Annotated in this window: 18 protein-coding genes and 1 riboswitch; of the genes, 10 read left to right on the top strand and 8 right to left on the bottom strand. The window is 54.7% G+C overall.

Annotated elements, in window-relative coordinates; genetic code table 11:
• The first annotated feature begins 71 nt into the window (after window positions 1-71).
• Complete coding sequence (gene apbC, locus ACOTXR_RS08180; protein ID WP_023330911.1) at window positions 72-1,181, top strand: iron-sulfur cluster carrier protein ApbC; 1,110 nt, start codon at window positions 72-74, stop codon at window positions 1,179-1,181.
• Window positions 1,182-1,276: 95 nt separating this feature from the next.
• Here the strand turns inward: apbC and ACOTXR_RS08175 are convergent, their stop codons facing one another.
• On the bottom strand, window positions 1,277-1,732 hold the full coding sequence (locus tag ACOTXR_RS08175; RefSeq protein WP_226856235.1) for a GNAT family N-acetyltransferase: 456 nt from the start codon (window positions 1,730-1,732) through the stop codon (window positions 1,277-1,279).
• On the bottom strand, window positions 1,707-2,039 hold the full coding sequence (locus tag ACOTXR_RS08170) for an RcnB family protein (RefSeq protein ID WP_008500887.1): 333 nt from the start codon (window positions 2,037-2,039) through the stop codon (window positions 1,707-1,709). The genes ACOTXR_RS08175 and ACOTXR_RS08170 overlap by 26 nt, the downstream gene beginning before the upstream one ends.
• A gap of 476 nt (window positions 2,040-2,515) precedes the next feature.
• Here ACOTXR_RS08170 and ACOTXR_RS08165 point away from each other — a divergent pair, with 476 nt between their 5' ends.
• The 4 genes from ACOTXR_RS08165 to ACOTXR_RS08150 all read left to right on the top strand — a co-directional run bounded on the left by ACOTXR_RS08165 (window position 2,516) and on the right by ACOTXR_RS08150 (window position 6,876).
• The gene (locus tag ACOTXR_RS08165) at window positions 2,516-3,655 is read left to right on the top strand and encodes a polysaccharide export protein (protein WP_023337539.1); all 1,140 of its coding nucleotides are present in this window, start codon (window positions 2,516-2,518) and stop codon (window positions 3,653-3,655) included.
• On the top strand, window positions 3,655-4,104 hold the full coding sequence (locus tag ACOTXR_RS08160) for a phosphotyrosine protein phosphatase (RefSeq protein WP_023330908.1): 450 nt from the start codon (window positions 3,655-3,657) through the stop codon (window positions 4,102-4,104). The genes ACOTXR_RS08165 and ACOTXR_RS08160 overlap by 1 nt, the downstream gene beginning before the upstream one ends.
• Complete coding sequence (locus ACOTXR_RS08155; RefSeq protein ID WP_047624400.1) at window positions 4,104-6,284, top strand: polysaccharide biosynthesis tyrosine autokinase; 2,181 nt, start codon at window positions 4,104-4,106, stop codon at window positions 6,282-6,284. The genes ACOTXR_RS08160 and ACOTXR_RS08155 overlap by 1 nt, the downstream gene beginning before the upstream one ends.
• Before the next feature lie 76 nt (window positions 6,285-6,360).
• The gene (locus tag ACOTXR_RS08150) at window positions 6,361-6,876 is read left to right on the top strand and encodes a protein disulfide oxidoreductase (RefSeq protein WP_032636035.1); all 516 of its coding nucleotides are present in this window, start codon (window positions 6,361-6,363) and stop codon (window positions 6,874-6,876) included.
• Between the two features lie 36 nt (window positions 6,877-6,912).
• Here the strand turns inward: ACOTXR_RS08150 and ACOTXR_RS08145 are convergent, their stop codons facing one another.
• From ACOTXR_RS08145 to ACOTXR_RS08135, 3 genes are all read right to left on the bottom strand, one after another.
• Window positions 6,913-8,379, bottom strand: coding sequence for a pyridoxal phosphate-dependent decarboxylase family protein (locus tag ACOTXR_RS08145; protein WP_014884534.1), 1,467 nt, complete (start codon window positions 8,377-8,379; stop codon window positions 6,913-6,915).
• Between the two features lie 18 nt (window positions 8,380-8,397).
• Window positions 8,398-9,774, bottom strand: coding sequence for a diaminobutyrate--2-oxoglutarate transaminase (locus ACOTXR_RS08140; RefSeq protein ID WP_014884533.1), 1,377 nt, complete (start codon window positions 9,772-9,774; stop codon window positions 8,398-8,400).
• A 343-nt stretch (window positions 9,775-10,117) separates the two neighbouring features.
• The gene (locus ACOTXR_RS08135; protein ID WP_014884532.1) at window positions 10,118-11,125 is read right to left on the bottom strand and encodes a LacI family DNA-binding transcriptional regulator; all 1,008 of its coding nucleotides are present in this window, start codon (window positions 11,123-11,125) and stop codon (window positions 10,118-10,120) included.
• A gap of 238 nt (window positions 11,126-11,363) precedes the next feature.
• On the opposite strand from ACOTXR_RS08135, the gene ACOTXR_RS08130 reads away from it, so the two are divergent.
• From ACOTXR_RS08130 to ACOTXR_RS08110, 5 genes are all read left to right on the top strand, one after another.
• Window positions 11,364-12,605, top strand: coding sequence for an MFS transporter (locus tag ACOTXR_RS08130; protein ID WP_014884531.1), 1,242 nt, complete (start codon window positions 11,364-11,366; stop codon window positions 12,603-12,605).
• 16 nt (window positions 12,606-12,621) lie between these two features.
• Window positions 12,622-14,055 carry a glycoside hydrolase family 32 protein gene (locus tag ACOTXR_RS08125; protein ID WP_058691082.1) on the top strand — a complete coding sequence of 478 codons (1,434 nt, stop codon included), beginning with the start codon at window positions 12,622-12,624 and terminating at the stop codon, window positions 14,053-14,055.
• A 280-nt stretch (window positions 14,056-14,335) separates the two neighbouring features.
• A riboswitch (TPP riboswitch) is annotated at window positions 14,336-14,432 on the top strand.
• Window positions 14,433-14,467: 35 nt separating this feature from the next.
• Window positions 14,468-15,238: a hydroxyethylthiazole kinase gene (thiM, locus tag ACOTXR_RS08120; protein WP_058691081.1), complete on the top strand. Its 771-nt coding sequence runs from the start codon at window positions 14,468-14,470 to the stop codon at window positions 15,236-15,238.
• The gene (thiD, locus tag ACOTXR_RS08115; RefSeq protein ID WP_058691080.1) at window positions 15,235-16,035 is read left to right on the top strand and encodes a bifunctional hydroxymethylpyrimidine kinase/phosphomethylpyrimidine kinase; all 801 of its coding nucleotides are present in this window, start codon (window positions 15,235-15,237) and stop codon (window positions 16,033-16,035) included. The genes thiM and thiD overlap by 4 nt, the downstream gene beginning before the upstream one ends.
• A 42-nt stretch (window positions 16,036-16,077) precedes the next feature.
• The gene (locus tag ACOTXR_RS08110; RefSeq protein WP_023330895.1) at window positions 16,078-16,824 is read left to right on the top strand and encodes a GntR family transcriptional regulator; all 747 of its coding nucleotides are present in this window, start codon (window positions 16,078-16,080) and stop codon (window positions 16,822-16,824) included.
• Here the strand turns inward: ACOTXR_RS08110 and ACOTXR_RS08105 are convergent.
• The 3 genes from ACOTXR_RS08105 to ACOTXR_RS08095 are packed head-to-tail and all read right to left on the bottom strand — an operon-like array spanning window position 16,798 to window position 20,026.
• Window positions 16,798-17,751: a PfkB family carbohydrate kinase gene (locus ACOTXR_RS08105; protein WP_047344800.1), complete on the bottom strand. Its 954-nt coding sequence runs from the start codon at window positions 17,749-17,751 to the stop codon at window positions 16,798-16,800. The two genes, ACOTXR_RS08110 and ACOTXR_RS08105, sit on opposite strands and share 27 nt — an antisense overlap.
• On the bottom strand, window positions 17,748-18,752 hold the full coding sequence (locus ACOTXR_RS08100) for an ADP-ribosylglycohydrolase family protein (RefSeq protein ID WP_045280995.1): 1,005 nt from the start codon (window positions 18,750-18,752) through the stop codon (window positions 17,748-17,750). The genes ACOTXR_RS08105 and ACOTXR_RS08100 overlap by 4 nt, the downstream gene beginning before the upstream one ends.
• Window positions 18,749-20,026, bottom strand: a complete 1,278-nt coding sequence (locus tag ACOTXR_RS08095) for a nucleoside permease (RefSeq protein ID WP_014884524.1) — start codon at window positions 20,024-20,026, stop codon at window positions 18,749-18,751. The genes ACOTXR_RS08100 and ACOTXR_RS08095 overlap by 4 nt, the downstream gene beginning before the upstream one ends.
• Window positions 20,027-20,252 lie beyond the last annotated feature (226 nt).

The following is a 20,252-nucleotide window of genomic DNA, read 5'->3' as shown; positions in this document are numbered from 1 at the left end:
TAAGCACAAACCGCGGCCTTTCAGGTAAACTTGTTGTCTAAGGTCTTATTCACAAGAACAAAGGAGTCGGGATGAGTTCTCAATCCCAGGCCAAATCACCGGAAGCCTTACGAGCAATGGTCGCCGGGACGCTGGCTAACTTTCAGCATCCAACCCTGAAACATAATCTCACGACGCTGAAAGCGTTACACCACGTTGCGTGGCTGGACGATACGCTGCACATTGAGCTGCAGATGCCCTTCGTCTGGAGCACCGCCTTTGATGCGCTGAAAGAGCAGACCAGCTCTGAGCTGCTGCGCATTACCGGAGCGAAAGCGATCGACTGGAAGCTGAGCCACAGCATCGCCACGCTGAAGCGTGTGAAGAATCAGCCTGGCGTGAACGGGGTGAAAAACATCATCGCCGTGAGCTCAGGTAAAGGCGGGGTGGGCAAATCGTCTACTGCAGTAAACCTGGCGCTTGCGCTGGCGGCGGAAGGGGCGAAGGTGGGTATTCTCGATGCCGATATCTATGGTCCGTCCATTCCAAACATGCTGGGTGCGGAAAACCAGCGTCCAACCTCGCCGGACGGTACGCATATGGCGCCGATCGTGGCGCATGGGCTGGCGACCAACTCAATCGGTTACCTGGTGACTGACGATAACGCCATGGTCTGGCGCGGCCCGATGGCCAGCAAAGCGCTGATGCAGATGCTGCAGGAAACCATGTGGCCGGATCTCGATTATCTGGTGCTGGATATGCCGCCGGGTACCGGTGATATCCAGCTGACGCTGGCGCAGAACATTCCGGTAACGGGCGCTGTGGTGGTGACCACACCGCAGGACATCGCGCTGATCGACGCCAAAAAAGGCATCGTCATGTTCGAAAAAGTGGAGGTGCCGGTACTTGGTATCGTTGAGAACATGAGCATGCACATCTGCAGCAACTGTGGGCACCACGAGCCAATCTTTGGTACTGGTGGCGCAGAAAAGCTGGCCGAACAGTATCATACCCAACTGCTGGGTCAGATGCCGCTGCATATCACCCTGCGCGAAGATCTGGACAGTGGAAAACCGACGGTTGTTAGCCGTCCGGACAGCGAATTTGCGGATATGTATCGTCAGCTGGCGGGGCGCGTTGCGGCGCAGCTTTACTGGCAGGGCGAAGTCATTCCGAGCGAAATCGCGTTCCGCGCGGTGTAATTCCTCTGCACTTTAATGCCGGGTGGCGCTTCGCTTACCCGGCCTACAAATGGCACCATCACGTAGGTCGGGTAAGGCGAAGCCGCCACCCGACGTTAACTCAGCCGATAATGCATCAGATAGTACTCTCCGTCCGGAGAATCACCCGTTGCCTCAATGTGCCAGCCATGTCGCTGGTAAAACGCAATAGCCCGCCTGTTCTTCACCAGACACTTCAATGCACCCGTGCTGGTAAACGTTTTCTGTACGTGCTCAAGTAACAGATGTCCGACACCCAGGCTCTGAGACTGCGGATCAACAAACAGGTTGTGCAGAAAATTATCGTTGGTCCAGACGGAAGCAAACCCCAGTCGATGGCCGTCCTGCTCCGCAACCCAGATGGCTTCGTCCCGGGTAGCGGCGTCGAAATCTTCCAGATGCCAGCCAGAGTCATCAAGCCAGGGCCAGGCATCGCGTCGGGCGTGGAGATAGAGCGTGCGCAGGAAAGGCCGATCGCTCTCCTGCCACGGACGGATGACGATCGTATCAGCGATGATAGAAGATATCCCCATTATAGGCTTTGTAGATTTTGCCATCTGCATCGCCAATCAGGACGTAGTTTTCGCCCATGTAGGTCCAGTGGGTCCCTGCATCCGGTGCCGGCAGGTTACGCAACTGATACTGTTTGATGGTGTATTCGGGCGTTTGATACTGCGCCGGTGCGGTATCGCCGATTTTGAACTTAGTGAAATCAGCGATGAACTCTTGTTCCTCATAGGCTTTGATGCCTGATGGCGCAGCGGCGGTTTGCGGGGCAGAAAATGCGGATCCCGCCAGAGACAGTAATACACCCAGAAGCAGCAATTTACGCTTAGCCATTTTTTCTCCAGTGATATCGTTACAGATGTTTTGTCTGCGGGCGCGCGTATGAAGCAAGGCAGACAGTCCATTTTAAGGATCAACGCAAGCCGTGTATGAAAAAAATGTAACAAAAATGGACAGTTTTGTGTAGTCGAACCGTGTGGGTCTTATTTGCGTGGCCGATATTTACCATTACTAATATTTGTTATTTTTATTAATCTATTCTGAAAATAACTTTTAGCATCAAAATTGCGCGGTTAAGCGAATGCTTTACTGAGGAATACCCTTTAGTATCGCCTTCGGATGAAGTGATATTACTTTTGATTTAATTAGGCGATTGTGCATCGGCTCAGCTTTTTAAAGCGGATGTATTCGTTTTTTAGAATTTCATGGTAATGCCATTAAAATAATAACTAATTATATTTCATGGTGTTAGTTGCATTCTTTTTGCAGATGTAACGCCTGGCGCAACGATAAACCAACATTTTATATAAATGAAAAACACAACTGCATTCCCACTACTCTTTCTTTTTCTTAGCCAGTTAACAGGGTGTGTATTTTCACCGGGTCAGCACTTAAGTCTGTCTGGAAAAAAAGTTACGCCGAGTGAAGGAATTAATCATCAACTGGATAAACGTGTAGAAATTTTTCCAGTGACCCCTGGGTTGATTGAAAAACTGCGTCCGCCCGTGTCGAAATCTCAGGCGAATCCTAATCTGGATGAGCAGCTCAAAAACTGGGAATACCGTATTGGCACAGGCGACATCCTGACGGTCACCGTCTGGGATCACCCTGAATTAACGACGCCTGCCGGGCAGTATCGTAGCGCGAGCGATGCGGGCAACTGGGTCAACGCCGACGGTACGCTTTTTTACCCCTATGTCGGTAAGCTGCACGTAGCGGGCAAAACAGTTTCACAGATACGTGAAGAGATTACCGCGCGACTGGATAAGGTCATTGAGAGCCCTCAGGTGGATGTCAGCATTGCCTCCTTCCGTTCGCAAAAAGCCTATATCACTGGTGAGGTAGAGAAATCGGGCCAGCAGCCCATTACCAATATTCCACTGACGGTGATGGATGCAGTCAACGCTGCTGGTGGGCTATCTGCGGATGCCGACTGGCGGAATGTGGTACTCACGCATAATGGTCAGGACTCACGTCTTTCCCTCTATGCCCTGATGCAGCACGGCGATTTAACGCAAAACAAGCTGCTTTATCCAGGCGATATCTTGTTTGTTCCCCGAAACGACGCGCTGAAAGTGTTCGTGATGGGGGAGGTGGTTAAACAGAGCACCCTTAAAATGGATCGTAGCGGCATGACGCTGGCCGAAGCGCTGGGAAATGCTGGCGGCTTAAACCAGAACATGGCCGATGCCACCGGCATTTTTGTGATTCGACAGGTAGCGAAAAAAGGCGACGCGGACAAAATTGCCAACATCTATCAACTGAATGCAGAAGATGCGTCAGCCATGGTGCTAAGCACGGAATTTCAGCTGGAGCCGTATGACATTGTCTATGTGACCACCGCACCGCTTTCACGCTGGAATCGCGTCATTACCCAACTGGTGCCGACTATCACAGGTGTTCACGATCTGACCGAAACCGTCCGCTATATCAGATCGTGGCCGCAATAATGTTCAATTCAATCTTAGTGGTTTGCACAGGCAATATTTGCCGTTCGCCAATGGGTGAACGGCTGTTGCGCCAGCAGCTACCCGGCAGGCAGGTGACCTCGGCAGGTATCTTCGGTCTCGAAGGATGCCCGGCGGATGCCGCTGCTCAGGCCGTGGCCTGGCGTCATGGTATTTCGCTGGAGGGGCATGTTGCCCGCAAGGTGACGCGTAGCCTGTTACAAAAATCCGATTTGATTCTGGTGATGGAGCCGAAACACCTTCGTTTTATCGCCACTATGGCCCCGGAGAACCGGGGAAAATCGCTGCTATTTGGACAATGGCTGGAAACCAAGGACATTCCCGACCCGTATCACAAAAGTCGTGAAGCCTTCGAATATGTTTTCAACCAATTGGGAAAAGCCAGTCAGGAATGGGCTCGTCGTTTGAGTCAACAAGGAATGAAGCAGTAATGTCGTCTTCTAAATCAGACAAATTTGGTGCCGCGACACCGCAGAATAATGAAATCGATCTCATTCAGTTACTTGCTGAGATGTTTGATCACCGGATCATGATTGCGTGTATCACACTCCTGTTCACGGTATGTGCGGGGATTTATGCATTTAGCGCCACGCCAGTTTATCAGGCTGATGCACTGGTGCAGGTCGAGGCGAAGCAGGATAACTCGCTACTTAAAAGCTTAAGCCAGTTCGGGTCCGATCTCTCCCCCGATGTCGCCCCAGAACTTCTGCTCCTTAAATCAAGGATGATTCTGGGAGAGACCGTTGATCAACTCGGGCTAACATACCACGTTAAGCGGCGCGTACTCCCTGTTATCGGTCCTGTGTGGGAACAGATTCGGGGACGAAAAACTGATGAAATAACGATTGGCGCACTGACTATTCCGCTTCTGGAAGGTGAGCCACAAACGCTTTTACTCACCGCACAGGACCAGGGGCGATTTCATCTTGAGGGTAAGACGCTGGCTGTAGACGGCGTTGTGGGAAAAGCGATGGTTAAAGATGGGGTATCTCTGCTGGTGACATCCCTCGATGCGGTTCCGGGTACCCAATTTATCCTCAAAACCGTCACGAAACTTGAAGCGATCAACGCCATTCAAAAGAGGCTTACGGTTGCTGAATCGGCGAAACAGAGCGGTATGATCGCGTTAACCATAGCGGGTGAAGACCCCGGTAAGATCGCCAGAGTGCTTAATACAATCGCTGAAAATTATCTCAGCCAGAATATTGCGCGTCAGGAAGCTCAAGATACCCGGAGCCTGACGTTTTTACAGACTCAATTACCGAAGATCAGTCGGGAGCTGGATGAAGCCGAAGCACGACTGAATGCCTACAGAGAGAAGCGTGATTCTGTCGACTTGTCTCTGGAGGCAAAGTCGGTCCTGGATCAGGTTGTTAATGTGGAAAACCAGCTTAACGAGCTGACATTCCGTGAAGCAGAGGTTTCTCAGCTTTTCAAGAAGGATCACCCCACTTACCGCGCGTTACGAGAAAAGAAACAAACGCTCGAGCAGGAACGTACGCGCCTCAACAAACGCGTTTCAGCCATGCCCTCCACGCAGCAGGAAATATTACGCCTGAGTCGTGACGTGGAATCCGGGCGTACCATCTACCTGCAACTTCTGACGCGGCAGCAGGAGCTGAATATCTCCCGCTCCAGCGCGATTGGAAACGTGCGGATCATTGACCCGGCCGTGACGCAGCCCATTCCGATTAAACCGCGTAAAGCGCTTATTATTGTGCTGGGCATGCTGATGGGGTTAATGCTCTCGACCGGAACGGTTTTCGTGCGTTCGGCCTTTAAGCGGGGCATTACGTCATCTGAGCAACTTGAAGTGCAGGGAATACCGCTTCTGGCGACGCTCCCGCGCTCAGTCTGGCTCTGGAAAAAGACGCATCTGCGCAGGCGGAACCTGTTTGCTTCCCACTGGAAACACAGAACATCAAACGTACCTTTCCTGCCTGTTGACCGGCCGACCGATATGTTTATCGAAGCGGTGCGCGGGCTCCGTACCAGTCTGCATTTTACGATGATGGATGCAACAAACCGGATCGTAGTGGTGTCAGGCCCTACGCAGGACTGCGGAAAGACCCTGGTCAGTACCTCACTGGCGTCGATTGCGGCTCAGGCGGGACAGCGAGTCTTGTTTATTGATGCGGATATGCGCAAGGGGTATGTCCACAATATTTTCAAACTGAACAATCATCTTGGATTGTCCAGCGTGCTCGGAGGAAACGTAGAATGGCAGGACGCGGTTCAACGCTTTGAGAAAGGCGGTTTTGATGTCCTGACCTGCGGACCCCGGCCTTCACATCCCGTTGATTTGCTCATGAGTGAACGCTTCCAGGCGGTAATGTCACGGATCGACACACTTTATGACATCGTCATTATCGACACCCCACCCGTACTTGCCGTGACGGATGCATTGCTGATCACCAGAGCCGCGGCCACCACGCTACTGGTTGCCCGTTTTGGAAAAACCAGCGGTAAAGAGGTCGAGCACTCACTGAAGCGTCTGCGGCAAACGGGCGTGCAGGTGAATGGCGCTATCCTCAACGATATCGTGAAATCCGCTGCGCTCTATTACAACTCGGGCTATAGCCACTACGACTACGGCTACACTCAGGAATAAGCATCGCGCGACACTTCTTTACAGCACCGTGCCGAACAGCCCGTTAAGATGACCTCCGTTACAACGAGAGGTCATAATGGATAACCGTAAATTGAGTCGACTGCGCCGTTGGGCGCGGGAAGGGATCATTTTCTTTTTGCTCGCGCTGGCCGTGATGTGGGGCGTGGATCAATACCGCAAGCCCACACTCCCCGCCAGTTTTAGCGCCACCCCAATGCAAAGCATTGACGGAAAGCGCCACGATATCGAAGCACTCAGCCAGGAGCGGCCACTGCTGATTTACGTCTGGGCAACGTGGTGTAGCATCTGCCGTTATACGACACCGGCGGTGGATAAGCTGGCAGAAGAGGGCGGTAACGTCATCAGTATTGCCATGCGTTCCGGTGATGATGCGAAGCTGGCTCGCTGGGTCGAGAAGAAAAGCCTGAGTATGCCGGTGATTAACGATGCAAACGGTGCGGTGTCACAACAGTGGCAGGTGAGCGTAACGCCGACGCTAGTGATTGTATCGAAGGGGAATGTGGTCAGTACCACAACGGGCTGGACGAGCTACTGGGGATTAAAAGTCAGGATGTGGTGGGCAGGTCTGTAAAAATAACCCCTCTCCCGGTGGAAGAGGGGTTTTGTATTACTTAGCCAGAACTTCCTGCGCGGTGCGCTCAACCAAAGACAGCAGGGTTTTAATATCCTCCAGCGTCACGGTTGGGTTCAGCAGCGTAAGCTTCAGGCAGGTAACGCCGTTATGCTCGGTCACACCGACGTTCGCGCGACCAGACTCCAGCAGCGCATCACCAATTTTCTGGTTCAGCAGGGCGATACCCGCATCGTCCATCTGCACCTGGCCACGGAAGCGGAACAGCACGCTTGCCAGCTGTGGCTGCATAACCAGTTCCAGAGCAGGCTGCTCTTTCACGTAGGCGGCAACCTGCTGCGCCAGCGTCACGCCGTGATCGATGATCGCGGCGTATTGCTCCTGACCCAGTGCTTCCAGGCTCATCCACAGCTTCAGCGCGTCGAAACGACGGGTCGTCTGCAGAGATTTGGACACCAGGTTTGGCACGCCCGCCTCTTCGTCGAACTCAGAGTTCAGGTAGGCAGCCTGATAGCGCATCAGTTCATAGTGACGTGCTTCTTTCAGCAGGAACGCGCCGCAGCTGATGGTCTGGAAGAACTGCTTGTGGAAGTCCAGCGTGACGGAATCCACCAGCTCAATACCGTCCAGGTAATGACGATACTGCTCAGACATCAGCAGCGCCCCGCCCCAGGCCGCATCAACGTGTACCCAGATGTTCTGCTTCGCCGCCAGTTCAGCAATCGCACGCAGCGGGTCGATAGCACCGGCATCGGTGGTACCGGCTGTCGCGACGATCGCCAGAATCTGCTCGCCGTTCGCGTTGCACTGCGCAATTTTCGCCGCCAGATCGGACAGATCCATACGGGAGAATTCATCCGTTTTCACCTGCACCACGGACTGGTAGCCCAGACCCATCAGCGCCATGTTTTTCTGCACGGAGAAGTGCGCGTTTTCGGAGCACAGTACGCGGATCTTACGCAGATCGCCCACTAGACCGTCCTGCTGAACGGAGTGACCCTGACGCGCGAAGAATGCATCACGGGCCAGCATCAGACCCATCAGGTTGCTCTGAGTGCCGCCGCTGGTGAAAACACCTGCGTCGCCAGCCTGATAACCCACGCGGGTACGCAGCCATTCGATCAGTTTGATCTCAATGATGGTTGCGGACGGGCTTTGATCCCAGGAGTCCATACTCTGGTTAGTGGCGTTAATCAGCACTTCTGCCGCCTGGCTTACGACCAGACTTGGGCAGTGCAGGTGCGCCACACACTGTGGGTGATGAACGGACAAGCTGTCTTTCAGGAAGAACTCAACGGCGCGTTCAATCGCCGCTTCGTTGCCCAGCCCTTTCGGGTTGAAATCCAGCTTAATACGGTCGCGCAGTTCCGCGACCGTTTTGCCCTGGTACATCTCAGGCTGTTTCAGCCACTGCATCACAGCCTGAGTGCTTTGTTCAATCGCCTGCTGATAAGCGTCAATGCTCTGCGCAGAGGAGAACAAAATTGGGTTTGAATCTGACATCGTAATCAACTACTCCGGTTACGCCGGGCGAACGCCCGCAGCAAGCAGTGCCTGCTCGAATTTATCCAGGAAGATTTTCAGCTCTTCATCGCTGATCAGCAGAGAAGGCAGCAGACGCAGAACGATACCATTGCGACCACCACGTTCCAGAATCAGACCCGCTTCGAAGCATTTCTTCTGAATCAGTGCAGACAGCTCGCCGTCGCCCGGGAAGCAACCCATGTGGTCAGCCGCTTCGTGTGGCTTAACGATCTCAATACCGATCATCATGCCCAGACCGCGAACGTGGCCGATGACCGGATAACGTTTCGCCATCTCTTTCAGCTGGCCTTTCAGCCATTCGCCCTGTGCAGCCACTTTGCCTGCGATGTTCTGGTCTTTCAGGATTTTCAGCGTCGTCAGACCGGTTGCCATCGCCAGCTGGTTGCCGCGGAAGGTGCCGGTGTGGTGACCCGGTGCCCATGCGTCGAACTGCTTTTTGATACCGAGCACGGCCAGCGGCAGACCGCCGCCAACGGCTTTAGACATCACGATAATGTCTGGCTCAATGCCCGCGTGTTCGAAGGCGAAGAATTTACCGGTACGGGCAAAGCCTGCCTGAACTTCGTCGAGGATCAGCAGAATGCCATGTTCCTGCGTCACTTTACGGATGCGCTGCAGCCACTCAGCCGGAGCCGGGTTCACGCCGCCTTCACCCTGAACGGCTTCGAGGATCACCGCTGCAGGTTTACGCACGCCGCTTTCAACGTCGTTAATCAGGTTGTCGAAGTAGTAGGTCAGCGCTTTAACACCCGCTTCACCACCGATACCCAGTGGGCAGCGGTATTCGTGCGGGTAAGGCATGAACTGCACTTCTGGCATCATACCGTCAACCGCTTCTTTCGGAGACAGGTTACCCGTCACGGACAGTGCGCCGTGGGTCATCCCGTGGTAACCACCTGAGAAGCTGATGATACCGCTACGGCCGGTCACTTTTTTCGCCAGCTTCAGCGCCGCTTCAACGGCGTCAGCACCGGATGGACCGGTGAACTGCAGGCAGTACTCTTTGCCCTGACCCGGCAGCAGAGAGAGCAGGTATTCAGAAAACGCGTCTTTCAGAGGCGTCGTCAGATCCAGTGTATGTAACGGCAAGCCGCTGGTAATGACATTTTGGATGCTTTTCAGCACATCAGGATGGTTATGTCCAAGCGCAAGGGTCCCTGCACCTGCTAAACAGTCAAGGTATTCTTTATTATCTGCATCGGTGATCCACACGCCTTCTGCTTTAGTGATCGCTAAAGGCAGTTTGCGCGGATAACTCCTGACGTTAGATTCAAACTCGGCCTGACGGGCCAGATAGGTTTCGTTGCTTTTGTGGGCATCTACAGTGTCAATACGGACTTTATCCGTCATCATATCACTCCTACAACCGCCGCTTCGTTATGAGCCACGATTGAATAAAAAGTTAAAAAACAGATGGGGCCTGAAAAAAACGCCGCCAATATAGAGCCTTTTGCCACGGGGCTCAATGGTTAATTTGTTTACTGTTTTGTGACATGGGTTACAGGGGCGGGTTTATCCCCGTTTAAGGAGAGGAAATTACACTTTATGGTAAATAAAAACAGCCTGTTACGTACTTTACGCCCTGATTGTAAAATCATAAAAAAGAGTGTGGCAAATTGTGCGATTCGCTTGATGAAAAGGAGGTAAGCCGCCTCCTTTGCACGCTTATTTCTGCGACCTGTGCAAAAAGCTGCGGTCAGGATGCATGCGCAACGGAATCACGCTTTAAATATGGACTTTCAACACGTGTGGTTTCCAGGTGTTGCTCACCGTTAATAATATGCAGGGCGCTCAGGCGACCAATTTCATAATGCGGCAACTGAACCGTAGAGAGCGGAGGGAGGAAGAGTTCCCCAATGCCGACCATATTGTCGTAGCCGATAACCGCGACATCCTCGGGAATGCGAAGCCCTTGCGCCAGTAGCGTCTGATAGACCATCAACGCGATGCGGTCGTTGCCGCAGATCACGGCGTCGAACCGTGGGACACCATTCTGGATGCGCGCCAGCAACACTGAGGGAATGTCACGATAGTGCTCATCGCCGGGCGCCATATAGTTGTGCTCCAGGCTATCCGGGTCGATTCCCGCTTCAAGGCATGCGCGTTCCAGCCCCTGACGGCGTCGGGTTGTGGCCAGGTGGCCCGCAGGCAAATGCAGGCAGAGTGGTTGTTGATAGCCCTCCGCAAGCAACGCGCGCACGGCGGTGTACTGCCCCAGTTCGTCATCTGGAATATAGCTGGCTACCCGTTCACCGTCACTTTCGCAGTTGGCCAACACACAGGGTAGGGTAAGCAACTTAGCCGGGAGAGGAACCTGACGTAGCCCCATGGTGGTGTAAATAATCCCGTCAGGCCGATGAGACAGGAGAAGGTCGACAATGGCGTCCGGGTTATCATCGCTAAACATATTCATCACGAAGCTGTTCCAGCCGTGCATCCTGGCGGTCTCTTCAATGGACAGCGTAATCTCCACCGAGAAAGGTGTCGTCACCGTATCAAGGGCCAGCACGCCGATGGTTTTAGGTGAGGCATGTGCACCACGTATCTTCTTGGCGGACAGATCGGGCACATAGTTGGTCTGCTCGATGGCCCGATGTACGCGCGCCAGCGTTTCCGGTTTTAGGCGCTCCGGGCTGTTAAGCGCACGTGATACAGTCATCAGAGACACGTTCGCCAGCTTTGCGACGTCCTTCAGGGAAGCCATTTTCTTACTCCGTCAATGATCTGTAAGAGAGAATATACAACTAAGTACATGATGTAAAAGGAAATCCTGTTCTGGGGTAGTGTCGTGCAGCGATCACAGATGAATATTTGATCGCGATCGCACTCCTTCAATGTTAACGTTAACTTTCGTGATTAACATCATAAATCTTAGTCAAACAGCATGAGAATAAAATTATGTTAACGTTACCATTGCGCCATTACTCCAACATGAGAATGTCATGATGAAAACGCATCACTCTCACAGCTACCCTTTATTGAGCGCATTACTGTTTTTCTTTTTTGTGACCTGGTCGTCTTCCGGCTCGTTGCTTTCTATCTGGCTCCACCAGGAAGTGGGCTTAAAGGCAGGGGATACCGGCATTATCTATGCCGTGCTTTCAGTCTCTGCGCTGTTTGCTCAAATCTGCTATGGATTCATTCAGGACAAGCTCGGTCTGCGAAAAAACCTGCTCTGGTTTTTGACCAGTCTGCTCATTCTTTCGGGTCCGGCGTTTTTGCTGTTTGGTTATCTGCTGCAGATTAACGTTTTACTCGGCAGTATTTTCGGCGGGGTTTTTATCGGTTTGACGTTTAACGGCGGGATAGGGGTACTGGAATCCTATACCGAGCGCGTGGCACGCCAAAGCCAGTTTGAATTCGGCAAAGCGAGGATGTGGGGATCGCTTGGCTGGGCAGTGGCGACCTTTTTTGCGGGACTCTTGTTTAACATCGATCCGAAGCTGAATTTCGCTGTCGCGAGCTGCGCAGGACTGGTGTTTTTTATTTTGCTGGCGCGTCTCAGGGTCTCTTCCGCACCGCACGCCATGCAGGAAGCGGTCTCCGGCGGCAAGGTCACGCTGGAAGACGCGCTGCGCCTGCTGACGCTGCCACGCTTCTGGGCGCTGGTGTTTTTCGTAATCGGGACCTGTATTTACGGCGTTTACGACCAGCAGTTTCCGGTCTATTTCTCCTCCCAGTTCCCGACGTTGCAGGAAGGGAACGCCATGTACGGCTACCTCAACTCCTTCCAGGTTTTCCTTGAAGCGGCGGGGATGTTCTGCGCCCCCTGGCTGGTGAATCGCCTCGGCGCGAAGAATGGCCTGATTTTCGCGGGAATGGTGATGGCGATGCGTATGGTGGCATCGGGTCTGGTTGAGGGGCCGGTATTGATCTCCATAACCAAACTATTGCACGCAGTAGAACTGCCTGTTTTGCTGGTCTCAATCTTTAAATACAACAGTTTACATTTTGATAAGCGGCTCTCTTCCACCCTTTATCTGGTGGGCTTCGCCTGTACAAGCTCGGTAATTGCCTCAGTCCTGTCGCCGCTGGCAGGTTACAGCTATGAGAAATACGGTTTTGCCCAGTCTTATCTGATTATGGGGCTGTTAGTGTTCAGCACCACGTTTATCTCCATCTTCCTTTTGCGCTCGGGTAAGTCCTCTTCTGACCCGCTCATGCCGCAACCTTCCACTATCTGATCGAAAGAGTAGAGCAATGACGTATTCCATTACGAAAGCAGAGCAGGAACTTCAGTCCAGACGCGAGGGGCTTAACCTGCGCTGGTATCCGCGTTACCACCTCGCTGCACGCGCTGGCTGGATGAACGACCCTAATGGCCTGGTCTGGTTTGATGGCTGGTATCACGCCTTTTATCAACATCATCCGTATTCGACCCAGTGGGGCCCGATGCACTGGGGCCATGCGCGCAGCAAGGATTTAGTTCACTGGGAACATCTCCCGGTTGCACTGGCGCCAGAAGGAGCAGAAGACAAGGATGGCTGTTTTTCCGGATCGGCAGTGGTGGATGGCGATACGCTTGCGCTGATTTACACCGGACATAAATTCCACGGCGATCCTGATGATGAGGCAAATCTCTACCAGGTGCAGTGTCTGGCGACCAGCCGTGATGGTATTCATTTTAGCCGGGAAGGCATGGTTGTTGACACGCCGCCTGGCCTGCATCACTTCCGTGACCCGAAAGTGTGGCGTGAGGGGGAGAGCTGGTACATGGTCGTCGGTGCGCGGGACGGCGAAACGGGTCAGGTGCGCGTGTATCGCTCTGAAGATCTGCACGCGTGGCAGGATATGGGCGTGCTTGCGGTGGCAGAAAAAGAGATGGGGTATATGTGGGAATGCCCTGACTTTTTCACTCTCAATGGCAAGCGCGTACTGATGTTTTCACCTCAGGGAGTGGTGGCTAAAGGATACAAAAATCGTAATCTATTTCAGAGTGGCTATCTGTTGGGCGAGTGGCAGCCTGGTCAGCCTTTTGTGCGAGAAGGTGAGTTTGTGGAGATGGATCGCGGACATGATTTCTATGCGCCACAAAGTTTCCTGACCCCTGATGGCCGCCGTATCGTTATCGGCTGGCTGGACATGTGGGAATCCCCACTGCCGGAGCAGGAAGATGGATGGGCTGGCATGCTCTCTTTACCGCGTGAACTGACGCTGAGTGCGGATAACCGCCTGCAAATGCGACCGGCCAGAGAGGTCGAAGGCCTCCGGGGAGAGTGGTTCCCCTGGCCAGTAAGTACTCTTAAAAACCAGCAGATTACTCTGGTGGAACACTGCGACGCGATGGAGGTCATGCTGAAGTGGGATTGCGCCAACAGCGGTGCAGAGCAATACGGCATTCGTTTTGGAGATGGCTTACGCGTCTATGTTGATGCGCAGATGCAGCGCCTGGTGCTGGAGCGTTATTATCCGCAGTATGGCCTGTGCGGTACCCGAAGCGTCGCGCTGAACCTGAACGACACGCTAAGCCTGCGCCTGTTCGTTGACAGCTCGTCAGTGGAAGTGTTTGTCAATGAAGGGGAGGCGTGCCTGAGCAGCCGTATTTACCCTGATGCAGAGTGTCGCGAACTTGCGTTGTTCGCGTGGACCGGGGCCGCTTCGCTTATCGATGCCGGAGCATGGCAATTAGGGTAAACGAATGACGTCAGGAATAACGTCCTGAATTTCCTGACGTCATAATCCGTTATGGTCTGCAAATAAAAAGGCGACAGGCGACACCTTTGTTTTACGTTGCTTCTTTACTCACCGCCGATCTGCTCTGACAGAGTAATAAACGAAAGATGAACAGGTGATTCCTTTCCCGGTCTCTGCTGTGATGAGTACCGCGATAAATCGAAACCCCTTGCGCCTGGCACGCCGCCGCGGTTACACTAAACAACAGCAATAAACGTTAATTAACTCATTGTTTCAAAAGTATTTTGACTCGGGGTGCCCTTCTTTGTGAAGGCTGAGAAATACCCGTATTACCTGATCTGGATAATGCCAGCGTAGGGAAGTCAGATGCCTCCCCGGTCATCGCTTCTTCACGCAAGGCAGGAGCGAACCCATGCAGCCTGACCTGCTCGATTTACACGTTTTACATCATTTCCGTACCCGTTCTCCGCTTACCCATTGCATGACCAACGATGTCGTACAGACCTTCACGGCTAACGTGTTGCTGGCGCTTGGCGCATCCCCTGCGATGGTGATTGAGGCCGAAGAGGCTGAACAGTTTGCCGGGATTGCCGATGCCCTGCTGATTAACGTCGGCACGTTGACCTCGCCGCGCGCCCAGTCGATGCGTCGGGCGATTGAAAGCGCGGTGGCGGCAGGAAAGCCCTGGGCGCTGGACCCGGTGGCCGTGGGCGCGCTGACGTTCCGCACCCGCTTTTGCCACCAGATTCTTGCCCTTAAACCGGCCGCCATTCGCGGCAATGCCTCCGAAATCCTTGCCCTTGCCGGAATGAGCGCCGGTGGGCGCGGCGTTGATACCACCGATACCGCGGTCAGCGCGGTGCCAGCTGCACAGGCGCTGGCCCGTCAGACCAATGCCATTGTGGCGGTGACGGGGGAAATAGATTACATCACTGACGGACAGCGCACCCGAACGGTTGCGGGCGGCGACCCGCTGATGACCCGCGTAGTGGGTACGGGCTGTGCGCTCTCCGCCGTCGTCGCGGCCTGCTGTTCGCTGCCGGGCGACAGGCTGGATAACGTTGCCGCCGCCTGCGGATGGATGAAGCGTGCCGGAACGATTGCCGTAACGCACGCTCGCGGGCCAGGCAGTTTTGCCAGCGCGTTCCTTGATGCGCTCTATACACTGGAGGAGCAGGCATGAAACGGATTAACGCCCTGACCATTGCCGGTACCGACCCCAGCGGCGGCGCGGGTATCCAGGCTGACCTGAAAACCTTCTCGGCCCTCGGCGCGTACGGCTGTTCAGTGATTACCGCGCTGGTAGCGCAAAATACGCGCGGCGTGCAGTCGGTTTACCGAATCGAACCGGATTTTGTTGCCGCGCAGCTTGATTCGGTGTTCAGCGACGTGCGCATTGATACCACCAAAATCGGCATGCTGGCCGAAACGGACATTGTTGAAGCGGTGGCAGAACGACTGAAGCGTTATCAGGTGCAAAACGTGGTACTGGACACCGTGATGCTGGCAAAAAGTGGCGATCCGCTGCTTTCCGCTTCCGCGGTTGAGACGTTGCGCTGGAAATTGCTGCCGCAGGTGGCGCTCATTACCCCTAATCTGCCGGAGGCCGCCGCGCTGTTAGGCACATCGCATGCGCAAACTGAACGTGAAATGAAAGAGCAGGGAAACGCGCTGCTGGCGATGGGGTGTGGCGCGGTGCTGATGAAAGGTGGGCACCTCGATGATGCTGAAAGCCCTGACTGGCTCTTTACCCGCGACGGAGAAGTGCGTTTTACCGCCCCGCGCGTACAGACAAAAAATACCCACGGCACGGGCTGTACGCTCTCTGCCGCGCTGGCGGCGCTGCGTCCACGGCATGACAACTGGGCCGATACGGTACGCGAAGCGAAGACCTGGCTCTCGGCGGCGCTGGCAAAAGCCGATACTCTGGAAGTCGGTCACGGTATTGGGCCGGTTCATCATTTTCATGCATGGTGGTAAGCCAGTATACTGGCAGGAAACACCACGTCTGAGAAAACAGAGATGGAACAAGCGCATACCCGATTAATCGCTCAACTGAATGAACGGATCGCCGCGGCCGATAACACACCGCTGTACCTGAAATTTGCCGAAACGGTAAAAAACGCGGTGCGCAGCGGGGTGCTGGAGCACGGGAATATTCTGCCCGGCGAACGCGATCTCAGCCAGTTAACCGGCGTGTCGCGCATCACCGTGCGCAAAGCGATGCAGGCGCTGGAAGCCGAGGGGGTTGTAACGCGTGCCCGGGGTTACGGAACGCAAATCCACAACATCTTCGAATATTCGCTGAAAGAGGCGCGCGGTTTTTCTCAGCAGGTGGTGCTGCGCGGTAAAACGCCCAACACGCTGTGGGTCAATAAACGGGTGGTAAAATGCCCGGAAGAGGTGGCCAGCCAGCTGTCGCTTGAGCCTGAAAGCGAGGTGTTCATGCTGAAACGCATTCGCTATGTTGACGACGACGCGGTGTCGATTGAAGAGTCCTGGGTGCCGGTCGGATTAATTCCCGATCCGGATGCGATTGGTATTTCGCTGTACGATTACTTCCGCAGTCAGAATATTTTCCCGCAGCGTACCCGTTCACGGGTGAGCGCCCGTATGCCGGACAGCGAGTTTCAGGCGCACATCAAGATGGACGAAAAAATACCGGTGCTGGTGATCAAGCAGGTTGCGCTTGACCAGCAACACCGGCCGATTGAGTACAGCATCAGCTACTGTCGTAGCGATCTATACGTCTTTGTGTGCGAGGAGTAGTTCCTCGCGAGTGGGAGCGCAATCACCGCCGCGGTGGCTGACCACCCAGGACGCCACGGCATTCCCCAACAGAATGGCATCTGCCAGTGACCATCCTGCCGCCAGCCCGGCGAGCGTGCCGCCCGCATGGCTGTCGCCTGCGCCAATTGTATCCACGACCGTGGCCGGAAACGCCGGAACAACGCCTGAAGCATCGCCGTCATACCAGGCTGCGCCGTCTTTATCATGACGGACAATCAGCGCGGCGCCGAAACGCCGCTGCCATTCCGCGCCGAGGTTTTCAGGCTTTACCCCCAGTCTTTCTGCCGCAATTTCTGCCTCCTGACGATTAAGCGACACGATCGGCCTGCAGGCCATAATCCGCGCCATAAGGGGGGCGGGAATATCCCCGATGCGCGGGCCGAAATCGATCAAGGCCGTCACCTCATGTAACCCTTCCAGCCAGCTCGTCAGCAGCTCACCGCACGGTGAGGCCAGCTGATATCCGGACAAATAAACCAGGCTGTGTGATGGTACAGACAGCGTATCAAGCCAGCCCGGCTGCCACTGGTTCTCCACCCCGCTAAACGACATAAAGGTGCGCTCGCCGTCAGGCTCTACCAGCGCCAGGCACCAGCCGTTGTCGCCGGTTTCGGCCTCCACGGCGCTGTGCAGATCCTGTTTTGCCATCGCGTTGCGGATAATATCCGCCCACACGCCGTGGCCGACGGGAAGGGCGTTTTGTGCCGCAATGCCGAGTCGTTTCAGGGCGATGGCAATGTTCAGCGCGCAGCCGCCGATATTCACACCCTGCTGTTTAAGCTCGATATCGCACCCGCGCCAGGGCAGGGCGTAGGCGTCGGCGATGACGTCAATCACCGCCGCGCCCAGCACCGTCACCGGGCGTGTGGCATACAAGGTTTCGAGACGTCGGGCAAACGAGTTCATACGCCCTCCCTTTGCTCCCGGTAGTGCAGCAGTTTTTCGCAATAGTGGCCGAAATCGAGCTGGTTGACGGCGTCGAGCTCGGCCTTGAGCGCCGGATCAATCGCCTGCACACCATGCAACGCCCCGCAGATGGCCGTTGCCATCGCGCCAATGGTGTCGGTGTCGCCGCCCAGGTTGGCGCACAGGACCGCGCAGCGGTTCGGGTCGGTTCCCGCCAGTTCCACCATCGCAATGGCCGCCGGAACGGATTCGATGGTGCTGGTTCCCGCGCCCGTGAGCTGATAAATCTGCTCGCTGGCGGAGTCGATGCCGTTAGCTTCCCGTACTGTCTTAAGCGCCAGCTCAATACGCGCTGCCAGCGATGCACTGAAGGTGGTCGTTTTCGCCTCCTGCGCATAGCGGGCGATACCCGGCAGGGCATCGACGATGTTCTGCCAGCGTTCCCCGTCGATGGCGCGGGAAACCGCCCAGGCAATCACCACCGCACCGGCGATGGCAAGATCCGATTTATGGGTCGGGCTGGAGGCCAGTGCCACCTGCTCCACAAAATGTTCCAGACGCGTGGCCGGGAGCAGGCAGCCCAGCGGGGAGGCTCGCATCGCCGCCCCGTTGGTCACGCCGTTGTTTTCCAGTTCACTGACCGGTTTACCGTCACGGATCGCGTTTAGCGCGATTTTCGATGTCGGGCCGAGTACGTTCTTATTAAACGCGTCGAAATCGAGCGCCCAGTTCAGGATATGTTTGCCGATAACATCCGCATCAATCTGTCCGTCGCATTCGATAATCGCATCCGCCAGACACAGCGCCATCGAGGTATCATCGGTGAACTCGGCCTGCCTGAAATAACAGGCTGCATTATTCTCTGCCGGGCCGGGTAAAAAGCGGTCGATCCAGCCGAAGTGCGCCTTAACGCGCTTTCTCGGCCACAGCTCTGACGGCATGCCCATCGCATCGCCTAATGCCTGCCCGTAAAGGGCACCGAGAATACGGTTTTGCTTCATTTAACTTCCCCTTGTGTCAGCGCGGCATCGCCATCAACCACCTCAATTGCAGTGATCTCTTTGTCCGATTCGCGGAAAAACAGCATAAACAGCACGGCGATCACGGCAATCATGATCCCACCAAATGTCCACATTCCGGCCCAGTTGAAGGTCAGCCCATTCACCGGCTCTTTGTAGGCGAACATTTTTTCCATCATCACGCCGCCCAGGCGGTAACCCAGCAGGCTACCAAAACCCTGACAGCACAGCGTAATCAGGCCTTGCGCGGCGGTGCGCATATGCGCCGGCGCTTTTTTATCCACGTAGATATAGGCGGTGACGTAGTAGAAGTCGTAGCTCACGCCATGCAGCAGAATACCGAGGAACAGCAGGGCATAGGTGAAGTACTGTTCCGCGCCGCCGTAAACGAAGAATCCATAGCGAATGGCGGCCGTAATCAGACCCAGCAGTAAGACCTTCTTAATACCAAAGCGTTTGGTGAAGAACGGCAGGGCCAGCATAAAGAAGATTTCGGAGAACTGACCGAGCGTCATCCAGCCGGTGGCGTTTTTCATTCCCACTTCGGTGAGATAGCCGTTGGCGAAGATGTAATAGAAGGCCAGCGGCATGGCGAATAAAAATGAGCAGAAGAAGAACACCAGAAAGTTTTTATCACGCAGCAGGATAAGGGCATCCAGACCCAGCATCACTTTGAAATCCAGCTTGCCGGTACTCTTCGGCGGCGTGTCTGGCAGGAACAGGGCAAAGACACCGAGCAGGGCGGAGCTGGCTGCCGTCATCAGCAGCGGAATATTGGTATCCGAGATGTCGCTATAGCCCAGCATTTGCGGCAGGAATCCGCACGCCAGCCCGGAGGCGATCCAGCCGATCGTTCCCATCACGCGGATGCGCGGGAAATCGGCCTCGACATCGCCCACGTTGGCGAAGGCGATACTGTTGGTCAGTGCGATGGTGGGCATATAGGTCAGGGAGTAAGCCAGCAGCAGCGGGAAGAAGGTGCTGAACTGGGTTTGCTGCGCGGCGAAGTACATCAGAATGGCACCGGCAAACATCAGTACCGCCAGCACTTTCTGGGCGGCGAAGAAGCGGTCCGTCAGCGAGCCGACCAGAATAGGCGAGAGAATAGCGGCAATGGCGGTACAGGCATAAGACCAGCCGATTTCCCCGGCGGTAAACCCGCTTTTACTCAGCCACAGCCACAATGGCACAAACCAGGCGCCCCAGATAAACCATTCAACGAACATCATGAATGACAGTTGGACTTTCGTTTTCATTTTTTAATCCTGCATGTCAGTGAGGGTACGCCTTTAACATACCACTCAATAATACCTTTTAAATACCTTTGTGGCGATTGTTTGATCAATGTAACAGTTTTGTTGTACACGAATCGAGCCAGCAGATTGTGCTGAAAAAAAATGCAAAGGGTGGAAAATCGGTTAAGTCGGTACCAGGCTTAGTCTGCCCATAAAAAATGGGACGGGATAAACACACACCGACACG

Source organism: Enterobacter cloacae complex sp. IR53030 (genome assembly GCF_049238365.1).
Classification (GTDB): Bacteria; Pseudomonadota; Gammaproteobacteria; order Enterobacterales; family Enterobacteriaceae; genus Enterobacter; species Enterobacter kobei.
Note: the sequence above shows the minus strand (reverse complement) of the source record. Positions and strands in the feature narration are given on the sequence as shown.